Annotated in this window: 18 protein-coding genes; 5 read left to right on the forward strand and 13 right to left on the reverse strand. The window is 57.0% G+C overall.

Going from position 1 to position 20,209, the window contains the following annotated elements:
* Window positions 1-25: 25 nt before the first annotated feature.
* Window positions 26-1,747 (reverse strand): proline--tRNA ligase, encoded by a 1,722-nt coding sequence (locus BUE38_RS02045; protein ID WP_073433346.1) that lies wholly within the window; start codon window positions 1,745-1,747, stop codon window positions 26-28.
* A gap of 160 nt (window positions 1,748-1,907) precedes the next feature.
* Complete coding sequence (locus tag BUE38_RS02050) at window positions 1,908-3,146, reverse strand: benzoate/H(+) symporter BenE family transporter (RefSeq protein WP_084541661.1); 1,239 nt, start codon at window positions 3,144-3,146, stop codon at window positions 1,908-1,910.
* Between the two features lie 227 nt (window positions 3,147-3,373).
* Here BUE38_RS02050 and BUE38_RS02055 point away from each other — a divergent pair, with 227 nt between their 5' ends.
* The gene (locus BUE38_RS02055) at window positions 3,374-3,958 is read left to right on the forward strand and encodes a helix-turn-helix domain-containing protein (protein ID WP_073433348.1); all 585 of its coding nucleotides are present in this window, start codon (window positions 3,374-3,376) and stop codon (window positions 3,956-3,958) included.
* Here the strand turns inward: BUE38_RS02055 and BUE38_RS02060 are convergent.
* The 3 genes from BUE38_RS02060 to BUE38_RS02070 are packed head-to-tail and all read right to left on the reverse strand — an operon-like array spanning window position 3,919 to window position 6,292.
* Window positions 3,919-4,866 carry an N-acetylmuramoyl-L-alanine amidase gene (locus BUE38_RS02060; protein ID WP_073433349.1) on the reverse strand — a complete coding sequence of 316 codons (948 nt, stop codon included), beginning with the start codon at window positions 4,864-4,866 and terminating at the stop codon, window positions 3,919-3,921. The genes BUE38_RS02055 and BUE38_RS02060 overlap by 40 nt on opposite strands.
* Window positions 4,863-5,618: a DUF3307 domain-containing protein gene (locus tag BUE38_RS02065; protein ID WP_073433350.1), complete on the reverse strand. Its 756-nt coding sequence runs from the start codon at window positions 5,616-5,618 to the stop codon at window positions 4,863-4,865. The genes BUE38_RS02060 and BUE38_RS02065 overlap by 4 nt, the downstream gene beginning before the upstream one ends.
* The gene (locus BUE38_RS02070; protein WP_073433351.1) at window positions 5,615-6,292 is read right to left on the reverse strand and encodes a hypothetical protein; all 678 of its coding nucleotides are present in this window, start codon (window positions 6,290-6,292) and stop codon (window positions 5,615-5,617) included. The genes BUE38_RS02065 and BUE38_RS02070 overlap by 4 nt, the downstream gene beginning before the upstream one ends.
* Window positions 6,293-6,643: 351 nt before the next feature.
* Here BUE38_RS02070 and BUE38_RS02075 point away from each other — a divergent pair, with 351 nt between their 5' ends.
* Together BUE38_RS02075 and BUE38_RS02080 are read left to right on the forward strand one after the other, a co-directional pair.
* Entirely contained in the window at window positions 6,644-7,489 is an 846-nt protein-coding gene (locus BUE38_RS02075; RefSeq protein ID WP_073433352.1) for an AAA family ATPase, read from the forward strand.
* 3 nt (window positions 7,490-7,492) lie between these two features.
* Window positions 7,493-8,686: a vWA domain-containing protein gene (locus tag BUE38_RS02080; RefSeq protein ID WP_073433353.1), complete on the forward strand. Its 1,194-nt coding sequence runs from the start codon at window positions 7,493-7,495 to the stop codon at window positions 8,684-8,686.
* 42 nt (window positions 8,687-8,728) lie between these two features.
* Here the strand turns inward: BUE38_RS02080 and BUE38_RS02085 are convergent, their stop codons facing one another.
* From BUE38_RS02085 to BUE38_RS02110, 6 genes are all read right to left on the reverse strand, one after another.
* Entirely contained in the window at window positions 8,729-9,604 is an 876-nt protein-coding gene (locus tag BUE38_RS02085; RefSeq protein WP_073433354.1) for an NAD(P)-dependent oxidoreductase, read from the reverse strand.
* A gap of 483 nt (window positions 9,605-10,087) precedes the next feature.
* The gene (locus BUE38_RS02090; RefSeq protein WP_073433355.1) at window positions 10,088-11,140 is read right to left on the reverse strand and encodes an Ldh family oxidoreductase; all 1,053 of its coding nucleotides are present in this window, start codon (window positions 11,138-11,140) and stop codon (window positions 10,088-10,090) included.
* 14 nt (window positions 11,141-11,154) lie between these two features.
* Window positions 11,155-12,651, reverse strand: a complete 1,497-nt coding sequence (locus BUE38_RS02095; RefSeq protein ID WP_073433356.1) for a tripartite tricarboxylate transporter permease — start codon at window positions 12,649-12,651, stop codon at window positions 11,155-11,157.
* The gene (locus tag BUE38_RS02100) at window positions 12,651-13,124 is read right to left on the reverse strand and encodes a tripartite tricarboxylate transporter TctB family protein (RefSeq protein WP_073433357.1); all 474 of its coding nucleotides are present in this window, start codon (window positions 13,122-13,124) and stop codon (window positions 12,651-12,653) included. Before BUE38_RS02100 ends, BUE38_RS02095 begins: the two co-directional genes overlap by 1 nt.
* 9 nt (window positions 13,125-13,133) lie before the next feature.
* Window positions 13,134-14,102 carry a tripartite tricarboxylate transporter substrate binding protein gene (locus tag BUE38_RS02105; protein ID WP_073433756.1) on the reverse strand — a complete coding sequence of 323 codons (969 nt, stop codon included), beginning with the start codon at window positions 14,100-14,102 and terminating at the stop codon, window positions 13,134-13,136.
* A 77-nt stretch (window positions 14,103-14,179) separates the two neighbouring features.
* A complete protein-coding gene (locus tag BUE38_RS02110; protein WP_073433358.1) occupies window positions 14,180-15,313 on the reverse strand; it encodes an iron-containing alcohol dehydrogenase in 1,134 nt (377 codons plus the stop codon).
* 305 nt (window positions 15,314-15,618) lie between these two features.
* On the opposite strand from BUE38_RS02110, the gene BUE38_RS02115 reads away from it, so the two are divergent.
* Both BUE38_RS02115 and BUE38_RS02120 read left to right on the forward strand, forming a co-directional pair.
* Window positions 15,619-17,148, forward strand: coding sequence for a UxaA family hydrolase (locus tag BUE38_RS02115; protein ID WP_073433359.1), 1,530 nt, complete (start codon window positions 15,619-15,621; stop codon window positions 17,146-17,148).
* A 30-nt stretch (window positions 17,149-17,178) separates the two neighbouring features.
* Complete coding sequence (locus BUE38_RS02120; protein ID WP_073433360.1) at window positions 17,179-18,144, forward strand: GntR family transcriptional regulator; 966 nt, start codon at window positions 17,179-17,181, stop codon at window positions 18,142-18,144.
* Window positions 18,145-18,349: 205 nt separating this feature from the next.
* Here BUE38_RS02120 and BUE38_RS02125 read toward each other — a convergent pair whose 3' ends face one another.
* Both BUE38_RS02125 and BUE38_RS02130 read right to left on the reverse strand, forming a co-directional pair.
* A complete protein-coding gene (locus BUE38_RS02125; protein ID WP_073433361.1) occupies window positions 18,350-18,991 on the reverse strand; it encodes a nucleotidyltransferase family protein in 642 nt (213 codons plus the stop codon).
* Window positions 18,988-19,899 carry a LysR family transcriptional regulator gene (locus BUE38_RS02130; RefSeq protein WP_073433362.1) on the reverse strand — a complete coding sequence of 304 codons (912 nt, stop codon included), beginning with the start codon at window positions 19,897-19,899 and terminating at the stop codon, window positions 18,988-18,990. Before BUE38_RS02130 ends, BUE38_RS02125 begins: the two co-directional genes overlap by 4 nt.
* Window positions 19,900-20,209 lie beyond the last annotated feature (310 nt).

Below are 20,209 nucleotides of genomic sequence, written 5' to 3' on the forward strand. Positions count from 1 at the left end.
CCGAGTGGCTCGCTGGCGCTGGCGATCAGATCCTGATGGTCTTGCTCAGGAAGTCGACAATGGTATCGAGGGGAACCATGGTAGCGTCGCTGTCGCGGCGGCCCTTGTACTCCAGCTCACCGTTGTCGAGGCTGCGGTCTCCGACCACGACGCGGTGAGGAATACCCATCAGTTCCTGATCGGCAAAGCGTACACCGGGGCGCAGGTCACGGTCGTCGAGCAGTACGTCGTAGCCGGCATCGACCAGGGCATCGTGCAGGCGCTCGGACTCTTCACGCACACGCTGTGACTTGTGGGCATTCATCGGCACAATGGCGACCTGGAAGGGAGCCAGAGCATCCGGCCAGATGATGCCGTTGTCATCGTGGTTCTGTTCGATGGCGGCCGCCACCACGCGAGTGACACCGATGCCGTAGCAGCCCATCCAGGGTTGGATAGCCTTGCCTTCATCGCCCAGTACGGTGGCATTCATTGCTTCACTGTACTTGCGGCCCAACTGGAAGACGTGACCCACCTCGATGCCACGCTTGATTGCCAGCACGCCCTTGCCGTCCGGCGAGGGGTCGCCCTCGACAACGTTGCGGATATCGGCGACTTTCGGCAGTGCCGCATCGCGCTCCCAGTTGATCCCGAAGTAGTGCTTGCCGTCGATATTGGCGCCGGCACCGAAGTCACTCATCAGCGCCACACTACGGTCGATGATGATCGGCATCTCGAGGCCAACCGGGCCCAGTGAACCGGGGCCTGCACCCACGGCGGCACGAATCTCTTCCTCGGTGGCCATGGTCAGCGGCGTGGCCACTTCCTCGAGATGCTCAGCCTTGACCTCGTTGAGCTCATGGTCACCGCGCACCAGCAATGCCACCAGGCCGCCTTCGTTACCGCGCACCATCAGGGTCTTGATGGTTTTCTCGATAGGCAGGCCGTGCTGCTCGACGAGGGTGGCAATGGTTCTGGCGTTGGGAGTGTCGACCAGCTCCAGGTCCTGTTGGGGAGCCGCACGCTGAGCATCGCTTCCCAGCGGCGCAGGCAGCGCTTCCGCCTTCTCCATGTTGGCGGCGTAGTCGGATTCGGTGGAGAACACGATGTCGTCTTCACCGGAATCGGCCAGCACATGGAATTCATGGGAGCCGGTACCGCCAATGGAGCCGTTGTCGGCGATCACCGGACGGAAGTCGAGGCCAAGACGGGTAAAGATCCGTGTATAGGCGTCGTACATCTTCTGGTAGGTGTCCTGCAACGAAGCCTCGTCCACGTGGAAGGAGTAGGCGTCCTTCATGATGAACTCGCGTGAACGCATGACGCCGAAGCGCGGACGAATCTCGTCGCGGAACTTGGTCTGGATCTGATAGAAGTTGGCCGGCAGCTGCTTGTAGCTGGAGACCTCGCGGCGCACCAGATCCGTGATCACTTCCTCGTGGGTCGGGCCGACACAGTAATCGCGCTCATGACGGTCCTTGAGGCGCAGCAGTTCCGGACCGTACTGTTCCCAGCGGCCGGATTCCTGCCACAGCTCGGCGGGCTGGATGGCTGGCATCAGCACTTCCTGAGCTCCGGCGCGATCCATTTCCTCGCGCACCACACGTTCCACCTTGCGCAGTGTCTTCAGACCCAGTGGTAACCAGGTGTAGAGGCCCGACGTCAGGCGGCGAATCATCCCGGCACGCAGCATCAACTGATGGCTGACGACTTCAGCGTCAGCCGGGGTTTCCTTCATGGTGGCGATGAGAAGCTCGGTGGCACGCATGGATCAGGAGTTTCCTTCAATACGTAAAGACGAGTCGCCGCCGGTGACAACGGCGACAGATTGTTCCGCATTGTACGGGGATCGCGGGGTGGCGGCAAAAGTCATGATGCCTGGCAGCGTTGAAGGCTCTGCGGGGGCGACTTGCTGCCGGACATCTCCATCAGCGGCGGTTACGTATCAGGTGTATCAACAGGCCGGCGACCAGGCCCCAGAAGGCCGAGCCAATTCCCAGCAGGGTGATCGATGAGGCGGTGATCAGGAAGGTTACCAACGGCGCATCGAGGTCGGTGTCACTGTGGAAGGCACTGCGCAGACCATTGCCCAGAGTGCCCATCAGTGCCAGTCCAGCGAAGGACATCACCAGGGCCTGGGGCAGCGCGGTGAACAGAGCGGTCACTGTTGCGCCGAGCAGGCCCAGCACCAGATAGGCGATGCCCGCCGAGATACCGGCGATGTAACGTCGCCGAGGGTCTCGGTGGGATTCTTCCCCCACGCAGGGAGCGGCGCTGATGGCGGCAAGGTTGATGCCATGGCCGCCGAAGGGAGCCATCAACAGAGAAGCAAGGCCGGTCCAGCGCAATGCCGCCGCTACCGGTGGTTGAAAACCTGCGGAACGAATGATGGCGATGCCCGGCAGGTTCTGGGTTGCCATGGTGACCAGAAACAACGGCACTCCGACGCCGAGACATACCTTCAGCGAGAATTGTGGTGTCGTCCACTGCGGAGTGGTCAGCGCCAGCTCGATGCTGGATGTGTCCAGCTGTCCCAGCGCCAGAGTGAGAACGATGCCCGCCACCAGTACTACCGGTATCGCCATACTGGGCAGCCAGCGCCGAGCGGTGATCCAGCAGGCCAGCAGTGCCAGAGGCAGCACCGGTTCGATCTCCACCGCCTGAAAGACATCAAGACCGAAGGGTAGCAGGATGCCAGCCAGCATCGCCGCCGCCAGCGATGCCGGCACTGCGTTCATCAGTCGTGTCATCACATCGCTCATGCCAACCACCATCAGCAACAGCGAACTGACCACAAAGGCGCCCAATGCCTGCTCGAAGGGCACGCCGGGAAGTTGAGTGATCAGCAATGCGGCTCCGGGCGTTGTCCAGGCCGTGAGCAAGGGGATGCGGTGGCGCCAGGACAGCCCCAGTGATGTCAGCCCCATGCCGATGCCCAATGCCCACATCCAGGAACCGATCTGTGCCTGGTCGGCGCCCGCGGCGGCGGCGGCCTGGAAGATGATGGCGGCGGAACTCGAGTAGCCGATCAGTACCGCTACGCAGCCTGCAACCACCGCAGACAGACTGATGTCGTGACGCAGGCTGCGGGGCGTTGGGGCGTCGGTTGTCACGCCAGAAGTGCTGGTGGCAGGCGCTCCAGTGTCAGGCACGCTTCTGTGGGGCATGGTCAGGTTCTCGCAGAGCTGTTCCTGCAGGGCTGTTGCGGTCGAGGTTGGCCGTGCAGGGCTTGTTGTCGCACGATTCACAGTTGTGCGTTATAACGGTCACCAGCAGAAAAATACCACTGTGCGCTATAGCGCACAACGGCTCTTGGCGTAGTGGCTCTTGACACAATGGGTTCTCGAGCAGCGACGCTCGAGACAGTGAGCGAGAGCGAGAGAGGAGCATGCGCATGCAGGATATCGCAGGGCATATTGCCACTACGCTCAGGCGTTTGAGGCAACAACAGGGCTGGAGCCTCGACCAGGCGGCGCGATTGACGGGGGTGAGCAAGGCCATGCTCGGGCAGATCGAGCGTAGCGAGTCGAGCCCGACCGTCTCGACGTTATGGAAGATCGCCAGCGGCTTTCGCGTCAGTCTATCGGAATTGCTGGAAGGCGCTGACGAGACGGTGGGGCTGCGTCAGCGTGATGGCCATGAACGTGTCTGGGGAGAGGATAGTGCGGGAATGCAGGCGCGGGTGCTGTTTCCGTTTGATCCTCAACTGGGGTTCGAGATGTTCGAAGTGGAGCTGGCGCCGGGTGCGGAAAGTGCATCCAGCCCCCATGCTCCCGGAGTCGTCGAGCATATCGTGGTGCTGGAAGGCAGTCTGGCCTTGCAGGTTGGCGAGCAGTGGCAGCATCTGGCAGTCGGCCAGGGACTGCGCTTTCAGGCCGATCAACCGCATCTGATGCGTAATGCCGGGGAAGGGCGTCTGCGTTTCCATGACGTCATTCACTATCGTCCGCCGGTTTCCTCCAGCAATTCAGCAAGCTGATCCGGGTGGTAGCGCTCGAGGAGGGCCCACAGAATTGCGGCCGTCTGTGCATCGGGCAGGCCCCGATGATCGGTGGGACGGAAGTGCATCTGGAAAGCTCGTAGTGTGCGGTGGGTATCCTCATCCAGAATGCCGCTGGGCGAGAGCTCGTAACCCCAGGCAGCCAGCGCCCGCTGCAGTTGTTCGAGGCTGGGAGGTGTGAGTCGGAACCGGTCAAGCCAGGCAGCAACACGCTTGTCCTCCGGCCAGGCGCCAATACCGGCCTCATGCAATTGCTGCCAGGGAAAGGCCGGACCCGGGTCGAGCTTGCGATGTGGCGCCACGTCGGAGTGGGCCAGCACGTCTTCGGGATCAAGCTGATGGCGACGCATCAGGTCCTGCAGCAGTTGCACCAGCGCTTCGGTCTGGGCGTCGGGGAAAGGTGCCCAGCTCAGATCGCGATGAGTGGGGTCGTCGCCAGGCCAGGGGCCGTCCGGACCGGCGTTGACAATCTCGATGCCGATCGAGGTGTCGTTGAGATAGCGATGGCCGCGCCAGTAGCTGGATCCGGCATGCCAGGCGCGCCGTGACTCGTCGACCAACTGGTAGATCACCGGCTGGCCCTGCAGCCTTCGTGTCGGCAGAGGCACCAGGTAATGGCTGCTGACATGGGGGCCAGTGAGGGCGCGCAGCGAATCGTCGAGGTTCTCGTCGGTGTAGTGCAGGATCAAGTAGCGGACACGGCTTTCCTCGGCTCGGGCCGGCTGACGATGGTCGACCACATAACCGTCACGTGGCTCCAGTAGCGGGCCCGTCGAGGCAGTATGTCGAGTGCCCTGGGGAGAGCCGTCGCAGGCAGCGAGAAGCGCCGCCGTCAGCAGCAGGGCGCAAGGCCGACGTGCTGTCCCTGGATCGAGCAGTGCCTTCATGCGAGGTTCATGATCTGTCGGATGAGCAGCCCCAGAATCAGGGTCGAAGCGATGCTGGTCAGGGTGCCCAGCAGCACATACTCGGTCAGTTTGCGATCCGGGTTTTCCTTGAGATCTCCATAACGCAGTACCGACTTGGCAGTGACCACGAATCCCACCGCCGTGATCTGATCCAGCAGGGTCAAGGTCAACACCAGCAGGCGCTCGACGATGCCGACGCGCGCCCCGGCGGCGCTCAGGGTGCCGCCATCATCCAGCTGTTCCGCCATGGGTTTCATCAGCATGGCAATCATGATCGACATCGGCCGAGTCACGATCAGATAGGCGATCATCAGACACAGGGTAGTGCTGGAGGTCAGCAGTCCCAGTCCCTGTTGCAGCGGCGCCAGGCTGGTCGCGAGAACCAGCCACAGCAGGCCGATGATCAACAGGTGCAACAACTGGTCGATGACAAAGGCCTGCAATGGATGCTCGGGCCGACGCCGCTGCAGATGCACCTTGCCGAGGTCGATCAGCCAGTGGCTGGCGCCGAGTAATGCGGCCACGGGCAGCGCCATAAGGCCTCCATCGGTGAACAGCCACAGGGCGACCAGGGCAAGGAGCCCGTGGACCAGGGCGTGCTTCAACAAACACCGCGAGCGAGCTCCATGCTGTTGGCGGTCGGCGATCCAGGTGCCGGGTTGCAGCAGGAAGTCGCCGATCAGGTGAGCGAGCACCAGAGCAAGCGGGACAAGGGGATCCACGGCAGTCATCCTTGAGTCTCCGTTGTGGTAATGGGAGGGAGGTCGTGGTGTAGAAGATCATGGTGTAAAAGGTAGTGGCGAAAGTACGCCAGACTGGCGTTGAGCAGATCCCAGCGAGCCACCTGCAGGCGTTTGTGAACGCTTGGCTGGCGAATCCCCAATAGCGTTGCCAGGCGTGCCTGGGTAATCCCCGGCTCGCCCAGACACAGTGCCACACTTTGCGCGGAATTTGTCGACCAGCCGTCGAGCATTTCATCGAGGTAACGAACCACCAGTTCCTCGGCGGGGCCCACACCGGCCAGTACCAGGCGGCGGTCGGTGTCGGACAACTGGTCAAGGGCTCGTCCCGAGTCAATGAAGGGGGCGTCATTGGCATCGTCGAGGGATTGGTCGTGGGCCCACCTCGCATCGCCGATGGCCAGGCTGATGCGTGCATCCCAGCGCTGATCAGCTGGGCTGGCAGCGATCAGTCCGGCACGCAATGCCACGGCGGCGTCGAGCCCTGCATCGATCTGGTGCAGGGCCAGTTGGAAGCCATCACCGCGGAAGCGTGACCAGGCACCATTGTGGCGTTGGGCAAGCGCTTCCAGGTCGTTATCCAGCTGCTTGTACAGCAATTGGGTAGTGCTCTGTTGGGAAGCGACCAGATCCCCGGTCAGCACCGCTATCCTGGTGGTCGGCATCACGTTCCTCTCCATATCGACTGCTGTCAGAATTATAGCCTTTATGGGCTATTTTTCAATTTTATAGCCATTTGGGGCTATTAATGCATGGGGTTATGATTACGAGCCGGCACATGTTCGTTCCCGACGAACATGCACACTTCCCACATCCCTGTGGGTCGGCTATTCGTGTTCCCGACACGAACACGCACTTCCCACATCCATGTGGGTCGCGAGCCATGGGCTACTGGGCGTGAGGCCTGGCTTTCGGACAGCGCTTTCATTGTGGTTCATGGTCGGCTTTCGTACACTCGTTTGACTGATGGGAAATACCCGTTTCCTCTGCTTCTTCTGCATGGAGAGATTGTTCGCATGGCGTTTGATTCCACTTCCACCTATGTTGCCACCGATGCCCTCAAGCAGGCCGTCAACGCTGCGGTGGTGCTCGAGCGCCCTCTGCTGATCAAGGGCGAGCCCGGTACCGGCAAGACCCTGCTGGCAGAGGAACTTGCGGCGTCGCTGGGCACACGCTTGATCACCTGGCACATCAAATCGACCACCCGCGCTGCTCAGGGACTCTACGAGTATGACGCCGTGAGCCGCCTGCGTGATTCCCAGCTCGGGGTAGCGGGGGTCGAGGACGTGGCCAATTACCTGCGCCCCGGCAAATTGTGGGAGGCGTTTACCGCGGATGAGCGGGTGGTACTGTTGATCGACGAGATTGACAAGGCCGATATCGAGTTCCCCAATGATCTACTGCAGGAACTCGACCGCATGGAGTTTCATGTCTATGAGACCGGAGAGACCATTCGTGCGCGTCATCGCCCCATCGTGGTGATCACCTCCAACAATGAGAAGGAGCTGCCGGATGCTTTCCTGCGTCGCTGCTTCTTCCACTACATCGACTTCCCGGATCGCGACACCATGGAACGCATTGTCGATGTGCACTTCCCGGAAATCGCGCCTCGCCTGGTCAGCGAGGCACTGGAGGTGTTCTTCGAATTGCGCGAGGCGCCGGGGCTGAAGAAGAAGCCATCCACGTCGGAGCTGGTCGACTGGCTGAAACTGCTGCTGGCCGACGAGATCTCTCGCGAGGCGTTGTATCAGCGCGATCCGGTCAAGGCGATTCCGCCTCTGGCTGGCGCCCTGGTCAAGAACGAGCAGGATACGGCGCTGCTCGAGCGCCTTGCTTTCATGGCCCGGCGCCGGGGGCGCTGAGCCGTGTTTCTTGAACTCTTCGATACGCTGCGGCGCCATCAGGTGCCGGTATCGCTGCGCGAGCTGCTGGACCTCCATGCCGCGGTCGACCGTGGTTTGGCCTTCGCTGACGTCGAGGACTTCTATCAGCTTGCTCGCACGGTGATGGTCAAGGACGAGCGCCACTTCGACCGCTTCGATCGGGCCTTTGCGGCCTGGCTCGGAGCGGTGGAAAGCCTCGATGCGGCCATTGAGGCATTGATCCCGGACGACTGGCTGAGGCGTGAATTCGACAAGCATCTCAGCGATGAGGAGAAGGCAAAGGTCGAGTCACTCGGTGGGCTGGAGAAACTGATCGAGACCTTCAAGAAACGTCTCTCCGAACAGCAGAAGCGTCACGCCGGTGGCAACAAGTGGATCGGAACTGGCGGTACCAGCCCCTTCGGCGCTTATGGCTACAATCCCGAGGGCATTCGCATCGGCCAGGATGGGTCGCGTCAGCGGCGTGCGGTCAAGGTCTGGGACGAACGTCGCTTTCGCGATTACGACGATGACCAGACGCTGGGACCACGCAATATCAAGCTGGCGCTGCGTCGGCTGCGGCGCTTTGCTCGTCAGGGCGCCGCGGATGAATTCGATATCGATGCCACCATTCGTGATACCGCTCGAGATGCTGGCCTGCTCAATGTCCGCATGCGCCCACCGCGTCACAATGCGGTCAAGGTGCTGCTGTTTCTCGATGTCGGTGGCTCGATGGATGATCACGTGCGCGTCTGCGAGGAACTGTTTTCGGCGGCGCGTGCCGAGTTCAAACACCTCGAGCACTTCTACTTTCACAACTGCCTCTATGAAGGTGTCTGGCGCAACAACGTCCGCCGCCACCGCGAGCAATTCTCGACGCTGGAGCTGTTGCGCACCTTCGGCAGCGACTATCAGGTGGTGATTGTCGGCGATGCCGCCATGTCACCCTACGAGATCACTCACCCCGGTGGCAGTGTCGAGCACTTCAACGACGAAGCCGGGGCCGTGTGGCTGCAACGTCTGGTCGATCACTTCCCGCAACTGGTGTGGCTGAATCCCCATCCTCAACGCTTCTGGGAATTCACTCATTCCACCCAGTTGATCCGGCAGGTGATCGGCGAGCGCATGTACGGCATGACCCTCGAGGGACTGGATGCCGCCATGCGTAATCTGGTCTCGGGAAGGCCACAGAGCTGAGTCTGTGGCGCTCGCACGGGCACTGTGGCTGATCGCTCAATGTTATCGGTATGCGCCAATCAGAATGGCGGGATCCCGCTCGCCGTTACCCTGCGCCACCTGCTGGCGCATGATCTGAGCGGCGAGTCCGGACATGGGCACGGCGGAGGTTGAGCGCTGGCCTTGGGCGACGGCCATGTCGAGGTCCTTGAGCAGGGTGCGCAGATGCCATTTCGGCGCTTCGAAGTCGCGTTCGGCCATGCGCGGTGCCAGCATGCGGAAGGGAGTGGAGTCGGCAAAGCCGCCCGCCAGTGCCTCACACAGCCGAGTAGCATCCACGCCACTGACCTCGGCCATGGCGACCATCTCGGCGATGGCTGCGGCCGCGCATCCGACCAGCATCTGATTGCAGATCTTGGTCACCTGGCCTGCTCCGACCTCGCCCATGTGTGTGATCCGTGCCGCCAGCGGCTCGAGAATCGGACGCACGGCTTCGATATCCCCGGCGCTGCCGCCACACATGATGGCCAGGCTTCCGGCCTCGGCTCCGGCCACGCCACCCGATACCGGCGCGTCGACCCAACTCACGCCATATTCGTCATTCATGACGGTAGCCAACTCGCGGGTCACCTCGGGGTCGCTGCTGGACAGGTCGATCAGGCGTTGGCCTGGCCGGGCATGGCGGGCGATGCCGTCATCTCCAAGCACCAGTTCACGGACCACCCCGGTATTGGCCAGACACATCATGATCACGTCGACGCTCTGCACCAGCTCGCCAATGCTGGTTGCAAGCTCTGCTCCGGTGGCCTCGGCCACTTCCCGCGCCTTGTCCGCTGAACGGTTCCACAGCACCAGCGGGTAGCCGGCGGCGGCCAGTCGCCTGGTCATGGGGTCGCCCATCAGGCCGATACCGATGAAACCGAGCCGGGGTAGGGTCATGGAGTCTCTCCTCGATAGTCATTGTTGATAATGGATGAGATTATTGTTTGCATCGCATGTCTACATAAATTGCCATAATGTTGAGTCTTCGCCAGAGCAGCAGGTCACATCGACTGAACCGTGAATTTGATGTCCAACAGGCCCCTCAAGCCCGGTGTGATGGCATCGCCTGTATGGGACAGGGGCCCGTTGGTCGTATCTGACGGCTATGTTGGGTCACTATGTTGGCTAGACTGTTTCCAGCACAGCGGATAAAGAACTGGTCATAAAGGCACTGGACGATGCCTTGGACCGACGAGGACCACTGGAGGAGTTGATGTTCCACTCGGATCGCAGGACTGCAAGGTGCCGGGTGTTTCCGGGTTGCCTACTACACAGCATGGGTAAGGGGCAGTGCCCGAAATAGAGCATCAGGAGAATGGGGCTCAATGGAGTCCCGCCAACCATTCAATCCGGATATCCAGGAGTTGGTGGTGATTCCGTCTAGAGGACCAGATTGTCCAATGCCGAACGTCCGACGGCCTGTCGTAATGCAGCCACCACATCGTCGGGTAATGGCAGTCCTTCCTCGAGATACTGTACTTTCTTGCGTAGCCCCGCCTGTCCTGGTAGCCGTACAGGGGCGTTTTCATTGACAGGAGATGAAGAAAGACACTGTTCGGCAAGGTAGTCGGTTTCATCAAGAAAAGCCTCAATACCACCAAACTGTGCTGGGTCGATCACCATGGTCATGACAGACGCCCCCCATCCGGTGGGACTATCCTTGCGACCAAAGCCACTCAACGCCGACGTCAGCGCTTCAACCATCAATGCCAATGCAAATCCCTTGTGACCAAACGCCATTTCTCCCAATGGCAAAATAGTTGCAGGAGGAGTGGTGAAGGCATCCTCTGGGTTGTTGCTCAGTGTCCCCTCTGGAGTTAGCAATACGTGGTGCAGTAGTGATTTCCCCTCTTGTCGTGCCTTGGCCACACTGCCATTGGTAATGACCGACATACTGACATCTATCAGCATGGGGTGCGTGCGACCAGGAATGCCAACGGCGATCGGATTGGGAGTATAGACAGATTCCGTACCGCCATACGGCGCAACCGATGCGACCGCGGGGTCCGAGCTCATGATGATTGGTACGAGCCCTTGCTCGACGATTTTGGGCAAGTAGGCTGCCAGACAAGCAATATGATGAGAGCGCTTGATACTGGAAACACCAATACCGAACTCCTGTGCCGCTTGGCTGCACTTGGCTAATGCTTGTTGGACCACATAGGGGCCCAACAGATAATGCGCATCCACCAGCGATGAAACTGGCCCCCGCTGAGTGAGCTCAAGAATACCATGATCACCCTTGGCATGATTGGCCTCGAGATCCAACAGGTAGCCGTTGGCCAGTTTCACCCCATGGGTATGATGGCCCAGAAGATCTCCTTCAACGAGAACCTCCGCAGTGACACGGGCAACTTCCTGACTCACTTCCCTTTCCACAAAAAGGCGAGTGAGAAGATCAAGCAGATGATTATACTGATACCGTGTAGTCATAGTTGCCTCAAGAATTATACGTTGGACCGCTGTGTGTAGCCTTTATAAATGGCCATGATCAGAGGGGAACACCAAATAAAAATAACCATGATTCCAAGGGTTGCGCTAATGGGACGAGCAAAAAAGCTGGTTAAGTCGCCACCGGTTCTCATCATCGCACTCATGAAGTTATTCTCTACCGTAGTGCCAAGTACAAGCCCGAGAATAGCTGGCGCCACCGGGAAATCATTGGAAATCAACAGGTGTGAGATTAGCCCTATGATCAGCATGATCCAGACATCTGTCATGCTGTTGTTGATGGCGAAAGCACCCACAATACAGAAGCATAGAATAATAGGCATCAACACTCGGCTAGGTGTAAGAATGAAGATCTTCGACAGCCTGATAGCCATGTAGCCTATGGGTAGCATCATGAGGTTGGCAAGTATAAATACTATGAAAAGTGCATAAATCAATCCCGATCCATCCATGAAAATGGTTGGTCCAGGATTCATGCCTTTCATGTACAACACGCCAATGACAATTGCCGTAATGGAGTCACCCGGTATACCAAACACCAATGCTGGCACCCAGGCACCACTGATGCCAGAGTTGTTGGCGGAGCTGGCGTCCACTATTCCCTCAATATGGCCCTTTCCGTACTGGCTTTTATCCTTTGATTTTCCTTTGCTTACCGCGTACGAAATCCAGGCCGCGATGTCGGCGCCGGCACCAGGAAGGGCTCCAATGAGCGTGCCTATTGAACTTCCTCTCAGCATGTTTGGCCAATATTTCTTTACATGGACTGGCACTTGGGAGAATACGTTATCGCTTGAGGTCATGTTGACCTTTTTGTTTTCCGAGTGTGACCCATAATATTTCATCAGCTCACTAAGTGCGAACATACCTATCATTACGGGAATGAAATTTACCCCTGCCATTAAATCGGGAACACCAAACGTGAATCTCGGCGCGCCGCTCATCATGTCAAGACCAACCGTGGAAAGCAGAAGGCCAAAGAGTAGTGAGAGAGATGCCTTGATCTTCGAACCAGATGAAATGAAGATTGAACAGCTCAGGCCAAGAATTGCTAGCCAGAAATATTCAAATGCGCTGAACTTCAGGGCAACTTCTGCTAGGAATTGTGCTACGACTATTAAAACCACTGTGCCAAAAATGCCACCAAAAACAGAACAGACAAGATTGATTCCAAGAGCTTCTCTGGCCCTGCCTTGGCGAGCCAGCATGTGAGACTCTCCCACATAAGCTGCCGAAGCAGGTGTGCCTGGAATATTCAGGTATGTTCCCGGAATGTCCCCAGCAAATATGGCCATGGCTGAAGTGGCGACAATGGCCGCGATAGCTGGTGTAGGATCCATATAAAAAGTCACGGGAACCAGCAGGGCGACGGCCATGGTTGCAGTCAGCCCAGGTACGGCACCAACAAATATACCAAACAAGGATGCCGCCAGGATAACCAGCAATGTATCAACGGTGAGAACCAGATTTAGGCCATTGATAAAGGTGTCCATTACAGGCTCCCCTCAAATAATGTTCCCTGCGGTAGGGGGATCAGTAGATAGTGGGAAAACAAGAAGTAAATAACGGCTGAGAGAATTGCAGAGGAAGAAAAAGCAATCAGGAACCTGGTCTTTCGAATCATCATTAACGAAAACATGATGATAAACATCGTGAGCAATGTCCCGAGAAAATCGCTTGATAGAATATAAAATACAATTAATGCGGCGGGAAGGAGGGAGGTAAGAAGTTTGCGAGGGGCATTGATCTTTATGCCCATGTCCTGGCATCTAGAGATCAGAAGTCTAATATTGTTGAGCTGGCTCAATGATAGTGCTAACCCACCTATACAGAATCCCCCCCCGATAAGGGAGGGAAAGAGGGAGGGACCGAACTGAAGGCTGGGTAGGGTCGGGAATTTCTGAGCAGTCACAATTGTTACAATGCCTGCCAGAATGAATCCCAGGCCAATAAGTAAATCCCTCATTGCCGCCCCTTAGTTAGCTAAGCCAACTTGCTCTACGATATTGCCGAAGACTTGGTCCATCTCTGCCATGAACTTCCCAAATTCTTCCGCATTACGCCACTCGGTACCAAAACCTTGCTGTTTCATGAAGTCCTGATAGGTATCGCTTTTATATGCCTCTTCCAACGCCTCCTCCAGGGTGGCGACAACTTCGGGGGGCATTCCTTTTGGTCCGGCGATTCCGCGCCATTCACCCACTTGATAATCACTGCCGATTTCTTCTCGAAGAGTGGGAACATTGGGGAAGCTGGGAATCCGTTCAGGCGACATAACAGTAAAGCTCTTCACCTTGCCGGCTTCAATCATCGAGCGCGCTTCGGGGACTGAGCTTGGTACGATATCAATACCGCCAGAGACAAGTTCCGTCATAGCGGGTGCTGCGCCTTCGCTGGGAATCCAGGAAACGCGATCCGCTTCTATTCCCTGATCCATCAGAAAACCTGCGAATGCAAGGTGCCATACACCACCTAGACCGGTGCCTGATGCGGTGAAAGTACCTTTTGGCTCTGTGCGGATAGCTTCCACCAGCTCTTCCAGACTTTCATAAGGTGAATCGGCGGCGACTTGTACTCCCGGGAAGTCATAATTTATCTGACCAATAGGAGTGAAATCCTCATAGGTGAGATCCGTCAGCCCCAGCCAATGCATCATGTTGACCTCACCCGTGGCCAAGCCGATGGTGTAGCCATCTGGGGCCGCATTCAACATGGCAGTATGGCCAACAACGCCACTCCCTCCTGTGCGGTTGACCACATTGACCGTCTGGCCCAGCTGCTCTTCCAGCGCCCGCCCGATAGTACGTGCGGTGGCGTCGGTGCCACCTCCAGCTGCCCACGGAACGACCAAAGTAATGGGCCGCTCGGGATAGTCAGCCAAGGCCGCTCCTGAGGCAAAAACAAATGTCGCGACGATGCCTGTTACCATGAGATGTTTGCACATATTGGATGTAATTGTCGTTTTCATAGTGCCCTCGGTATTGTTGATAGTTGTTTGGTATTTTCTTCTCTAGCCGTGGCCTAGAGTACTTCCATAAGCATGTCAAAGAAGTCTTGTTTAGTTGCAGGTCTTGGGTTGGTGGCTGTGGAATGATCTTCGTAAGCCCACTGTGCGGCTTGATCGAACATGCTTTCTGTCACTCCAAGTTCGCCAAGTCGCCTTGGCATGCCCAGTTTGATATTGATCCTGTCGAACTCCGCAGCCAGGTCGACCTCTGGGGTAAGTCCCATGGCTTCCTTGATGTTTTCGTACTTTTTCTCACAGTGGCTTTCGTTGAAACGCAATACTGTTGGCATGAGTAGTGCATTCAACGTGCCATGATGTAGACCGAGTTCGTGTAACCCGCCCAAGGCATGGGAAAGCGAGTGGACCGCTCCCAGACCTTTTTGAAATGCCATGGCTCCTTCCAGCGCGGCCATCATCATTTCTCTTCTGGCCTCGAGGTTCTGTCCGTTCTCGACAGCGTCAAAGAGATGGCGACTGGCACGTCTCAAGCCATCCATAGCAATGGCTTCGGCGGGAGGGTTCACCTTGGGGCTCAGGTATGTCTCGATGCAGTGAGCAATCGCATCCATGCCGGTAGCCGCGGTGAGGTAAGTGGGCAAGCCAAGGGTGAGCACTGGATCGCAGATAGCCACGGTAGGGATCAAGTGGGGCGAAAGGAACCCTAGCTTACGGCTATCCTGCATAGTGATGAGAGATGCTCGGCCTACCTCGCTACCAGTGCCCGCTGTCGTGGGTACCGCAATCAACGGGAGCACAGCTTCGCCGATGCGTGCAGACCCTCCGTCGATAACAGCATACTGGCGCAAGGGCGCGGGATGAGTTGCCATCAGTGCCACAGCCTTGGCTAGATCAATACTGGAACCACCACCAACGGCGACGATGCCATCACACCCCTGTAGTTTGAGGTGGTTTAGTGCTCGGTCGACAGCTTCTTCCGTCGGATTGGCCGGCGTTTCATTGAAAATTATCGCAGTCGCGGAAAGTTGTGCGGCGTTCACCACGCTTTCCAGCACTGGGGTGGCGCTCAATCCCTTATCGGTGATGAAGAGGGGGGTTGTGATACCCAGCTGGTTCAGCTCATTGGCTAGCTCATCAATGGCGTGATCACCGAATTGTATTTTGGTCAAATAGTTGATTAAGTCAGCCACGATGCCACCCTGAATGTGTGTTGTTGTAGGTCTTTCTGTACTTTGCTACCACCATTCTTTAACTGCATGTTAATGCTGAAAAATCATCACAGATTCTTGCCTGTCCTACGTGCAGATAACAGGCGGTGTCCCTTGTGCCATGACAGCAATCTAGAACAAATGAATATTGTATTCAATAATCATTATGTGGGACGATAGTCTAACCGACCCCCGTTGAGGGGCTCGTCGGAGTGCATGCTCATCGGAGACCCCGTGATGTGTGCCTTGCCTTTGGAACATCGGTCAGTATCCGCTCGAGGTAGACAATGAATCTCATCAATTCACCATCGGTTATCATTCGACTCAATCCCAGAGATAACGTGGGGGTTGCTGCGCAAGCGGTGCCTGAAGGCTTTCCTGTCGACGAAGAAGGCACGCTGTCCCGCGAGAACATAGATGCCGGTCACAAGGTGGCTTTATCATTTATTGGACAAGGAAAACCCGTATACAAATATGGCCAGGTTATTGGCTTGGCAGTGCAAGATATTGTTCCGGGTGAACACGTGCATACGCACAATATCGAGATGAGCAAGCGCGACTTGTCATTGAAGGGTTTTCAGCCCTACCCGAGGACTGGCGTGACGTGTCAATCTCGGACTTTCCAGGGTTTTATGCGTCGTAATGGCAGCGTAGGTACACGCAACTACATTGGCATCCTGTCCACGGTCAACTGCTCAGCCACAGTGGCCAAGGCGGCAGCCGACTCACTTGATCAATCTGCTGAGCTCAGCCAAATGGGCTTCGATGGTGTTGTGGCCATCACACATGGTACCGGCTGTGCCATCAACACTGAGTCAGAGGGCTTCGCGTTTCTCGAACGTGTCATTGCCGGTTATGCTCAACATCCCAATTTTGCCTTCGTATTGATCATCGGCCTGGGCTGTGAGACCAACCAGGTAAAGGCGCTGGTACAACGGTCTGGACTTGAGGATGCCTCACGGCTCTCCTACTTCAATATTCAGGAAGCCGGTGGTACCCGCTCCAGTATCAAGATGGCGCGCGAACGCATTATGGAAATGGCAGTGCAGCATGGGCCCATGGTGCGTCAGTCCGTTCCTCTCGAGCATTTAGTCGTCGCCCTGCAGTGTGGTGGCTCGGATGGCTACTCCGGGATTACCGCCAACCCTGCTCTGGGCCATGCGGCTGATCTCATTGTGCAACAGGGAGGTAGTGTCATTCTTGGGGAAACCCCCGAGATCTATGGCGCCGAGAACCTCTTGGTCGATCGTGCCACCGACGAGAGCATTGCCCAGAAACTGCTTGATCGTATCGATTGGTGGATGCACTACACCGAGATCAATGGAGCAGAGCTCAACAACAACCCCTCGCCGGGCAATAAAGCCGGTGGACTGTCGACCATCCTCGAGAAGTCGCTTGGCGCAGTGGCAAAAGGGGGAACTTCCAGCCTCAACGATGTGTTGGAGTATGCTGAGCGGATGACCCAGCGCGGCTTCAACTTCATGGACAGTCCAGGTTATGACCCCATATCGGTGACAGGTCAGATCGCTTCCGGTTCCAACGTGGTGTGTTTCACCACAGGCCGCGGCTCAGTCTCCGGCTTCAAGCCCGCACCGTGTCTCAAGCTCGCCACCAATACCCCCATGTATGAGAAAATGCAGGAGGATATGGACATCAACTGCGGTGTCATTGTCGACGGAACCGCCAGTGTCGAAGTAGTCGGTGAACAGATCTTCGAGCAGATCATCGCTATCGCCTCTGGCGACATGAGTGCTAGCGAGTCGTTGGGTTATGGCAACAACGAATTCGTGCCATGGATGGTCGGTGCTGTCACGTGATCATCATTGGGGGCAAGCGATAGGCGGGATATGACGAAAACGCTGAGAGATCAACTCTATGCTGCTCTAAGACAGGGCATCGATGGTGGAGGCCTTGAGCCAGGTCTAGTACTGCTCGAGGGGCACATCGCCAAACTGTTCGGCATCAGCCGTTCACCCGTGCGTCAGACGCTGAGTCAGCTGCATGACGAGTGCCTGATTTGCCGTTTCGAGGGACGCGGTTATCTGGTCGGTGTGACTCCCGAAGAGGTGGTGCGCCGTCCTCTCAGCGAAGCTGATTTCCAGCAGTCAGGACAAGCTCCCAAGGTGGATCGTACTGTTTCCTGGCGAGCGAATCTCGATAGCGTTGAGCATGATGTCGTCCTTTGTTCCATCAAAGGGGCATTCGAGTTGAATGAGCTGCAGCTGTCCAAAGCACTCAATGTCAGTCGAACCGTTGCTCATCAGATCATGTTGCATCTACAGTCGATTGGCCTGGTGGAGAAGATCAAGTATAACAGCTGGAATGTAGTGCCTATGGATGATGAGCGGCTCCACAATCTCTATGAAGCCCGTCGTCAACTAGAGCCCTATATGATCGCCAGAGCGGCTCGCAATATTTCCAATAATGCACTAGATGGTTATATTGAAAAGCTGCATTGTGCTGCCAAGTGTTATCCGGCCATCGAAGGAGAGTTATTGGATGAGTTGGAGAATGACCTCCATCATACTGCCATCAACCTTGGTGGAAATCAGGAGATCATGAATATGCTCAAGCGAACACATCCTATCTTACTGATCAGCAAGCATCTTCTTGGTAGAGTTCTGGAATTTCCTGATCAGGATCCCTTCTTTGATGAGCATCTTCGAGTGTTCGAAAAAATGCGATCCAGGCAGCCAGAAAAGGCGGGAGAGGCACTTCTAGAACACTTGACCCTCTCAGAATCCAAGGTGTTGGACCGACTCATTCATTTCAGAGAATCTGGGGATGTCGTCATCCCAAACTATCTTCGCTAGAAAAAAAACGGGTTTCCAGCGATGCTCGGTCCTGATATGGGGGCGTGTATCAGCACAGTGAATAGAGTTTATTTCAAGCCTCGATAATTCCGAGTCATGTGATTGTTTGGTGAAATTCTATGCTATTTCATGATGCATTTTCTCATCTCGCTTCCTGATTTTTTTCTGTCTGTGCGAGGTTCAGGTAGTAACGACAGAGATCCAATCATGGAAGTGGCATTCGAGGCTTGAGCAGATCCTCGAGTAGATCGATATCGACATGAATACCGACATCGTCGACGAGTATCTCGTGATACCGGTCACGATGGCGCTGAATGACACTCTTTCCTCCTTCATCGCCCTGCAATGCGCGCAGTTCGGGCCAGAAATCGCGGCCGATGATCACCGGGTGACCGGGGCGCCCAGCGTGGGAAGGGCGAACAATGCGCGATTGCCCCGCCTGACGCTGCAGCATGTGAAATGTCTCGAGCCGTATGCTGGGCATATCACCGAGCAGAATGGCCGCGGCGTTGACTTGACGTAGCGCGTCGTCCTTCTCGAGCAGGCCAATGGCTTCGGCCAGGCTGGCCCCCAGACCGGCCTCGGCATTGTGCACACGCAGAACTGGTGTTGCATGAGGGAGGCCAAGAGCAGCGGTTTCATCATCACTGCGCAGCACGACGCGGAGCGGTGTAAATGCCTTGCTGGCTTGTGACACGATGCTCGCCAAAAGCAGCTGCCCGTCAGGCAAAGGGGCGAGTCGTTTGTCCTGTGGCCCGAAGCGGTGCGAGAAGCCCGCGGCCAGCACCACACCCACGACTTCCTCATGGTGAGATGCAGACCCTTCATGCCTGTTGTTGACGATCATGAGGTTGCCTCTTGCGGGCCGCGGTAGCGGAGCGTTTCCACCAGCAGTGAGAAAGCCGGAGAGGATTGGCGTCGGTTGGGATAATAGAGGTGGAAACCCGGAAAGGGGGCGCACCAGTCGTCGAGGACCTGGATCAGGCGCCCGGAAGCGATGTGCTGGTGGACCATATCCTCCAGTATGAACGCCAGACCGAGCCCCGATAATGCGGCGGCCACAATCTGCTGAGGGTCATTGACCGTCAGTTGCCCGTCGGTCTTCACCTTCATCTCATGCCCATCCTTCTCGAACTCCCAGGTATACAGGGCTCCAGAGGCCTGGAATCGCATGTTGATGCAGTTGTGTCGAGTCAGGTCGTGAGGCGTTTGCGGTATCGGGTGTCGGGAGAAGTAACCCGGGCTGGCTACTGCTACCAGGCGTATGTCCGGACCGATCCGAGTCGCGATCATATCGCGCTCCACTTGCTCGCCGATCCGCACTCCGGCATCGAAGCGCTCGGCGACAATATTGGTGAGACCGTTATCGATGTTGATCTCGACGTTGATGTCGGGATACTCGGCGAGCAGGGGCTGTAGCCCAGGTAGCAGAATACTCTCGGCGGCGTGACTGCTGGTGGCGATGCGTATGGTGCCGGCGGGTCGATCGCGCAATTCACTCAGCGCGGTGAGTCCTGCCTGGATCTCCGCAAAGCCGGGATCGATGGTACGAATCAAGCGTTCACCAGCCTCGGTGGGGGAAACACTGCGCGTGGTGCGGGTCAGCAGGCGGATACCGACTCTTTCCTCCAGGCCACGGATGGTGTGACTCAGTGCCGATTGGGAGACGCCGATTTCGGCAGCGGCCCGGGTGAAACTGCCTTTCTCTGCCACGATCAGGAATGCATGGAGGTCATTGAAGTTCTCGCGAGTCATTGATGAACCTGTTTCATTAGTTCGCGTTCATTGATTCATGCTCTGTCAGGAATCCAATCATAGAACAGGTGGACGCCTTGAGCCTGCCTGGTTTCAGTCCTGTTTCATACCCAGTCTTGTTTCATACCCAGCCATGATTCACGGCCTGCTATGGAGTGTGACGTCTATGCTTCGAGGTAGCCAAGGTTCGCATACGCCCACGACGTACTCATGAATCGAGCTCATGACGGTATGCGTCTTTTCTGCAGTAATCGCCTGGAGAGGTGACTGCTAAGGTGTATTACATCCAGAAGTGGCGGTCTTGAGGGGC

The organism is Halomonas cupida (assembly GCF_900142755.1).
GTDB lineage: Bacteria > Pseudomonadota > Gammaproteobacteria > Pseudomonadales > Halomonadaceae > Halomonas > Halomonas cupida.

What these genes read in the sequence shown, in the direction of transcription:
- BUE38_RS02045 (WP_073433346.1), bottom strand. Translation starts at nt 1,747, where the DNA reads ATGCGTGCCACCGAGCTTCTCATCGCCACCATGAAGGAAACCCCGGCT.
- BUE38_RS02050 (WP_084541661.1), bottom strand. Translation starts at nt 3,146, where the DNA reads ATGCCCCACAGAAGCGTGCCTGACACTGGAGCGCCTGCCACCAGCACT.
- BUE38_RS02055 (WP_073433348.1), top strand. Translation starts at nt 3,374, where the DNA reads ATGCAGGATATCGCAGGGCATATTGCCACTACGCTCAGGCGTTTGAGG.
- BUE38_RS02060 (WP_073433349.1), bottom strand. Translation starts at nt 4,866, where the DNA reads ATGAAGGCACTGCTCGATCCAGGGACAGCACGTCGGCCTTGCGCCCTG.
- BUE38_RS02065 (WP_073433350.1), bottom strand. Translation starts at nt 5,618, where the DNA reads ATGACTGCCGTGGATCCCCTTGTCCCGCTTGCTCTGGTGCTCGCTCAC.
- BUE38_RS02070 (WP_073433351.1), bottom strand. Translation starts at nt 6,292, where the DNA reads ATGCCGACCACCAGGATAGCGGTGCTGACCGGGGATCTGGTCGCTTCC.
- BUE38_RS02075 (WP_073433352.1), top strand. Translation starts at nt 6,644, where the DNA reads ATGGCGTTTGATTCCACTTCCACCTATGTTGCCACCGATGCCCTCAAG.
- BUE38_RS02085 (WP_073433354.1), bottom strand. Translation starts at nt 9,604, where the DNA reads ATGACCCTACCCCGGCTCGGTTTCATCGGTATCGGCCTGATGGGCGAC.
- BUE38_RS02090 (WP_073433355.1), bottom strand. Translation starts at nt 11,140, where the DNA reads ATGACTACACGGTATCAGTATAATCATCTGCTTGATCTTCTCACTCGC.
- BUE38_RS02095 (WP_073433356.1), bottom strand. Translation starts at nt 12,651, where the DNA reads ATGGACACCTTTATCAATGGCCTAAATCTGGTTCTCACCGTTGATACA.
- BUE38_RS02100 (WP_073433357.1), bottom strand. Translation starts at nt 13,124, where the DNA reads ATGAGGGATTTACTTATTGGCCTGGGATTCATTCTGGCAGGCATTGTA.
- BUE38_RS02105 (WP_073433756.1), bottom strand. Translation starts at nt 14,102, where the DNA reads ATGTGCAAACATCTCATGGTAACAGGCATCGTCGCGACATTTGTTTTT.
- BUE38_RS02115 (WP_073433359.1), top strand. Translation starts at nt 15,619, where the DNA reads ATGAATCTCATCAATTCACCATCGGTTATCATTCGACTCAATCCCAGA.
- BUE38_RS02120 (WP_073433360.1), top strand. Translation starts at nt 17,179, where the DNA reads ATGACGAAAACGCTGAGAGATCAACTCTATGCTGCTCTAAGACAGGGC.
- BUE38_RS02125 (WP_073433361.1), bottom strand. Translation starts at nt 18,991, where the DNA reads ATGATCGTCAACAACAGGCATGAAGGGTCTGCATCTCACCATGAGGAA.
- BUE38_RS02130 (WP_073433362.1), bottom strand. Translation starts at nt 19,899, where the DNA reads ATGACTCGCGAGAACTTCAATGACCTCCATGCATTCCTGATCGTGGCA.